This is a genomic window from Acidovorax sp. HMWF018 (assembly GCF_003061035.1).
Lineage (GTDB): Bacteria > Pseudomonadota > Gammaproteobacteria > Burkholderiales > Burkholderiaceae_C > Acidovorax > Acidovorax delafieldii.
In genome coordinates this window covers 12527-16798 of the sequence record NZ_QAIM01000479.1, presented here as the reverse complement: position 1 = coordinate 16798, position 4272 = coordinate 12527, and the positions used below count along the sequence as shown (strand labels likewise).

Annotated in this window: 2 protein-coding genes; one reads left to right on the top strand and one right to left on the bottom strand. The window is 66.3% G+C overall.

Features of this window, described 5'->3' with window-relative positions:
• Nucleotides 1-683 (top strand): ATP-binding cassette domain-containing protein (locus DBR23_RS20360; RefSeq protein ID WP_146191386.1); only part of this gene is annotated, 683 nt, incomplete at its 5' end.
• A gap of 58 nt (nucleotides 684-741) precedes the next feature.
• On the opposite strand, the gene DBR23_RS20355 is transcribed toward DBR23_RS20360, so the two are convergent.
• Nucleotides 742-4272, bottom strand: a 3531-nt coding sequence (locus tag DBR23_RS20355; RefSeq protein WP_108499409.1) for an EAL domain-containing protein, incomplete at its 5' end; no start/stop codon positions are given.

Below are 4272 nucleotides of genomic sequence, written 5' to 3'. Positions count from 1 at the left end.
CCTTTACCCGCCAGTTGCTGCAGGCCGACCCGGCCCGCTGGCTGCCGTTTGCCGAGCCCACGCTGGGTGAGCCCGTCGTACAGGCGCATGGCATCTCCAAAGCCTATGGTGCGCAGAAGCTGTTTGCGCCGCTGGACCTGGAACTGCGCAGCGGCGAACGCATCGCCGTGCAAGGCCCAAGCGGCACCGGCAAAAGCACACTGGGCAATGTGCTGCTGGGCCTGGTGGCGCCCGACACAGGCCGTGTGGAGCGCAGCGCCCGGCTGCGCCCGTATGCGTTCCAAAAGCTGTACCAGGACCCGGTCAGTTCGTTTGCTCCGCACATCAGCCTGGCCCAGTCGCTGCGCGACGCCGCCCGGCTGCACCGCTGCGACTGGAAGGCCGTGCAGCAGCGCCTGGCGCAGCTGCGCGTGCCCGAGGACCTGCTGGCGCGCAGGCCCGACCAAGTCTCGGGCGGCGAGTTGCAGCGCATTGCGCTGGCGCGCGTGCTGGTGGCGCAACCAGCGCTGCTGTTTGCCGACGAGCCCACCTCGCGCCTGGACCCCATCACGCAGCAAGAGGCTATACAGGTACTGCTAGATGCCGTACACGAATCCGGGGCTGCTTTAGTGTTGGTTACCCATGATGAGGTGCTGGCAAATGTCGTTGCAACGCACACGCTGCATATGCGCGAATCGCCTTAACAAATGACCAGACAGCCCGTTGTGGACTAAAGCGCAAACACGCCGAAGACATGCTCTGTCAATCGGCCACCGCTGACTGAAGAAACTGCGCCTCAAACACCTCGGCAGGCACCGGCTTGCTCAGCAGATACCCCTGGATCTCGTCGCAACCCAGCAGCGCCAGATGCCGGGACTGGTCCTCGGTCTCCACACCTTCGGCCACTACTTTGAGGCCCAGCGAGTGCCCCAGGTTGACGATGGTGGAGACCAGCGCCACGCCCTGCGGGCCTGAGGCCATGTTCAGGATGAAGGACCGGTCGATCTTGAGCGTATCGACCGGCAGTTTGGCCAGGTAGCTCAGTGACGAGAAACCTGTGCCAAAGTCGTCGATGGCAATGGTGATGCCCATCTCGCGCAGTGCATGCAGGCTGGCGGTGCTGTGCTGCACATCGTCCATGACCATGCTTTCGGTGATCTCCAGCTCCAACCCAGCGGCCGCCCCTGCGTCGTGGGCCACGGCGTCGCGCACCTCGGCAATGAAGCCCCGGTGCCGCAGCTGCAAGAACGACACATTGACGGCGACCCGCAGGGGCGCCAGCCCCGCCTGGCGCCAGCGCAGGTTGTCGGCCAGGGCCTGGCGCAGCGCCCAGCGGCCCACGTCGTAGATCAGGCCGGTTTCTTCCAGAATGGGGATGAACTGCACGGGTGGCACCAGCCCCCGGCGGGGATCGTTCCAGCGGATGAGGGCCTCGGCCCCGGCAATGGCACCCGTGGCCAGGTGCTGTTTGGGCTGGTAGTGCAGCACGAACTGGCCTTGCTCCAGTGCGTCGCGCAGGCGGCCTTCCAGGCTCAGGGCCTCCGCCACGCGGGTGTTCATCTCCGAGGTGTAAAACAGCAGGCTGTCTGCCGAGGCCTTGGCCTTGTTGAGGGCTGCCTCCGCGTTGCGCAGCAGGGTCTCTGCATCGGCACCGTCCATGGGGTACAGCGCGACACCGGCCTTGGCCGCCATGCGCAGCTCCGTGCCGCCCAGCACAAAGGGCGCATCAAAACAGGCGCGCATCAGGCCATCCAGGGCCAGCGCCACTGCGCCCGCATCCCGCGCGTCGGTCACGGCGATGCCGAAGCTGTTGACGCCAATGCGCGCCACGTCGTAGGCGTCGCCCGCCGCCTGTTGCAGGCGCTGCGCCACCTGCTTGAGCAGCTCATCCCCCTCCTGGCGCCCCAGGGTGTCGTTGACGAACCGAAACCGGCTGATGTCCATGAGCCCCATGCCCAGCAGCGCCTTGGCCCCTTCGCGCGGCCGCAGGTGCTGGCCGCTGCGCTCCAGGAACAGGGTGCGGTTGGGCAGACCGGTGATGTCGTCGTAGTACGCCAGGTAGTTCAGCCGCTCTTCCTTGTCGAGGTGGTCCATGGCAAAGCCGATGTCCCCCGCCAGCTCGGTCAGCAGGTGCATCTCGTCATCATCAAAGAACCCGGCTTCGTCTGCAAAGAGGGCGATCACGCCCACCACCTCGCGCGCCACCAGCAAGGGCAACACGGCCATGGATGCCACGCCGCGCGCAGCCAGCTCCTGCGGCACCAGAATGCGCGGGTCGCTCTGAATGTCTTCACACACCGCGGCCTGCTGGGTGCGCACCACGCTGGCACTCAGGCTTTCGCCCTCCCTGGGGGTTTCGCTGAGCCACAACCGGCGCCGCACATGCATGAGGAACTCCGCCCCGGCCCCGGCGAGCGCCACCGGCACCACCTCTTGCAGAGCATGGTCCACGCGGCCGATCCAGGCGATCTTGAACTGGCCGTGCTCCACCGCGACACGGCAGGCCTCGCGGAACAGCTCGTCGCGCTGGCGCACGCGCACGATCAAGGTGTTGATGCCGCTGAGCACGGCGTACACGCGGTTGAGCCGTTTGATGCGCCGCTCGGCATCCCGGCGCGCCGTGATGTCTTCTCCCAAGGCTGCCACCCCGGTCACCTGCCCGCCCACCGAGCGCAGTACGGTGTTGTTCCAGTGCACCAGGCGCCGCCCGCCAGAGCGGGTCAGTATCTCGTTGTCGTAGTGCCAGGCCGACGGCCGATCGGCCAGCACGTCCGCAAAAACACTGCGCACATCGCCCATCTCGGGTGGAACGAACAGATCGAACCAGTTGCGGCCAAACACCTCGTCGCGCTGCCAGCCCGTCAGGCGCAGCAGGTAGTCGTTGCAGTAGGTGATGCGTCCTTCGCAGTCAAGCATCAGCGAGATCATCTCGACCTTGTCGAGCATGTCGTTGAAGCGGCGGTCGCTTTCGTGCAGTTCTTCTTCGGCGCGCTTTTCCTTGGTGATGTCCTGGATGGTGTTGAACCAGCGGCCCTGCTCCCCACGGCCCGCCTCGTCCTCCAGCGGCTCCATCACCTGGCGCAAGTACAGCGGCTGGCCGTCGCCACGCAGGACCCGGTAGGTGAAATCCATGCGCGCGCCCAGGTGGGCAGCCTGCAGCGCATGGCGGCGGAACATGTCGCGGTCATCGGGGTGCACCAGTGCCAGCCAGTCGCGGGCCGACCGGGGCATGGCGCTTTCGTCCAGGCCCAGCATGTCGGGCAAGGTGTCGAGCCAGCTTTCGAAGGCGCCATCGGGCCCGCTGATGACGTGGGATATCTTGGCCAGCGCCTGGGCCCGGCGCAGGCTGGCCTTGTTGGCACGCAGCGCATCCACGGCCCGCTGGCGCTCTTGCACCTGCACCTGCAATTGGTCGGCGTGCTGCTGGATCTCCAGGTAGAGGCTGCCGTTTTCATAAATGCGGCCCACCTGCGCGCCCAGGATGGCGAGGACTTTTTCGTCATCGGCGCTGAAGGCATCGGCCCCCAGCTTGTTGGCCAGGCACAGCCAGCCATAGGAGAACGACAACGATACGATGGGTGCGATCACCGCCGTGTGCACCGGGGGATAGCCTGCGGGCAAACCCAGCGCCACAGGGTCGCCGCCGGCATTGACCAGGCGCTGCGGGCGGCGTTCGGCCCGCAGCTGCCCCAACAAGCCATGCGACACCACAGGCAGATCGAGCGGTCCGTTCTGCAGGGCCGGGTCCATGCCGCTGGTGCAGATGATGGCACCGTCGCTGTGCTTGCGCACCACGCACAACACGGCGTACTGCGCGCCCACCAGCTCGCGCGCACCCCGGCACACATTGGCCAGCAGCACCTGCGGGTCGCGCTCGGAGGCCAGTTGCAGGTTCAGATCAGTCAGCGCGGACAGGCGCCGGTTCATGACCTCCAGCTCGGCCATGTTGCCGGTGAGCTTGTCGGTCATCAGTTGCAGGTGGCGGGTCTGAAAACTGTGCTCCAGCGCCACCGAGGGCTGGTGGAGGATCTGCGTGAGCGCCTGCTCGATGGCGGCCAGGATGTCCTGCGGCTCGCAAGGTTTGAACAGCACCTGGGTCACGCCGCAGGCCTTGGCAAGGCGCAGGGCTTCTTCCTCGTGATAGTGGGCGCTGCAAAAGATCACCTGCGTGGCCGCCAGGCCGTGTTCTGAGCGCAGTTGCCGCACAAACTCAAAACCGTCCATCGTCGGCATCAGGATGTCGGAGATCACCAGGTCGGGGCGTTCGGCACGGACCACGGCCAACGCCTCGGC